Source organism: Streptomyces cinereospinus (assembly GCF_042430725.1).
Lineage (GTDB): Bacteria > Actinomycetota > Actinomycetes > Streptomycetales > Streptomycetaceae > Streptomyces > Streptomyces cinereospinus.
Window position 1 is genome coordinate 1 of sequence record NZ_JBHMCY010000181.1, and the last position, 1,364, is coordinate 1,364.

At 79.4% G+C, this 1,364-nt stretch carries 1 protein-coding gene; it reads right to left on the bottom strand.

Annotated features, from left to right (window positions below):
* Nucleotides 1-34 precede the first annotated feature (34 nt).
* On the bottom strand, nt 35-1,364 hold a 1,330-nt coding region (locus ACFF45_RS35395), incomplete at its 5' end, for a hypothetical protein (RefSeq protein WP_381351149.1).

The window sequence follows — 1,364 nt, forward strand, 5'->3', positions numbered from 1 at the left end:
GGCCCCCCGCACGGGGGGCCGCCGCCTTCCGCCGTCAGACGGCCGGCCGCTCCGGCAGCCGCGCCCCCGGCTTCTCCAGCGGGACGCCCTCGCCGTCCGAGCCGACCACCCTGCGGTCGCCGAGCGGCTCGTCCAGCTGCACGGTCCGGTGGTGCACCTTGGCGATCAGGATGCAGACCTTGTCCCGCCAGGGCTTCTCGGTCACCGTCACGGTCACCCTGCCGGACCGCTCGACCGCCTCGGCCGTGTAGTCGGCGCACACCCCGCCCGTGAAGCGCACGGTCAGCTCCCGGCCCTCGGCGGTGTAGCCCTCCACCCGCACGTCGCGGGCGCGCGGGGCGTCCCCCGGCTCGGACGGCCGCGGACCCGGCCGGTCATCCTGCCGGGCCGGGCTCAGGTACGCCGGGTCGATCGCCGGATACGTCACCGTGTAGGTGTCCCGCGCCCCGGGCGCCCGCACCTCGAACAGCCAGGACGGCACCAGCGCCGGCCGGGCCCCCACCGAGTGCGAGGCCAGCCCGAACACCGCGTCCTCGACGGCGATCCGTTCCCGGGCCGGAGCACCCGGCGCCTCCTCACAGGGCGCCGCGGGCCGCTCGGCGCCCAGCGGTACCGGACTGGCGCAGCCGCCGGCACCGGCCCGCGGGGCGGGTCCCTGCGCCGCGTTCATCAGCGCCAGCGTCCGCTCCGCGCCCAGCACCGGGTACTCCGCTCCCCGCACCGGCGCCGTCAACTGGCCGCTCGCGGCCACCACCTCGTCCCGCGCGCCGACCGTCACCCCGGTCGGCCGGCCGTACGTCGGCAGCCCGCCGACCACGGGATCGGCGTTCACCACCCGCCGCGCGCCCACGACCCGGCCGGCGTCCACCTCGGCGGAGCCCTGGCCGACCGCCTTCAGGACCGGCGCGGCGGCCTGGCGCGCCGCCTCCTCGCCGACCGGGTCGCCCGCACCGGCGGCAGGGTCCCCGGCGCACACGGTGACGCTCCGGCAGTCGTCGGTGCCGGGCGCGTACCGGTGGAAGGTCCAGGTGCCGGGCGCCTGCCGGTTCACCTGCAGAGCGGGGCCCTGGCCGTCCCGGTCCCCGATCCGCCAGGCCTTGCCCTCGGCGACCGGTGTCCCGGTGAGGCCGAGTGCCCGCGCGAGGCGCGCCACGTCGGCCGCGCCGACCTCTCCCTTCGGCCAGTGCACGGCCGCCGAGCGCGGACCGTCCGGGAGCGGCCCGTCGGCCGTGTAGGTGACGCCGTTCGGGTCGGGCTCGCCGGGGGCGACGGCGTGCGGGGCGCCGGCGGAGTAGCCGTCGAGGGCGAGCGGCGGCGGAGCGCCGTTCCCCGCCGGGGCGGCGGAGGCGGGGCCGCCGCCGGAG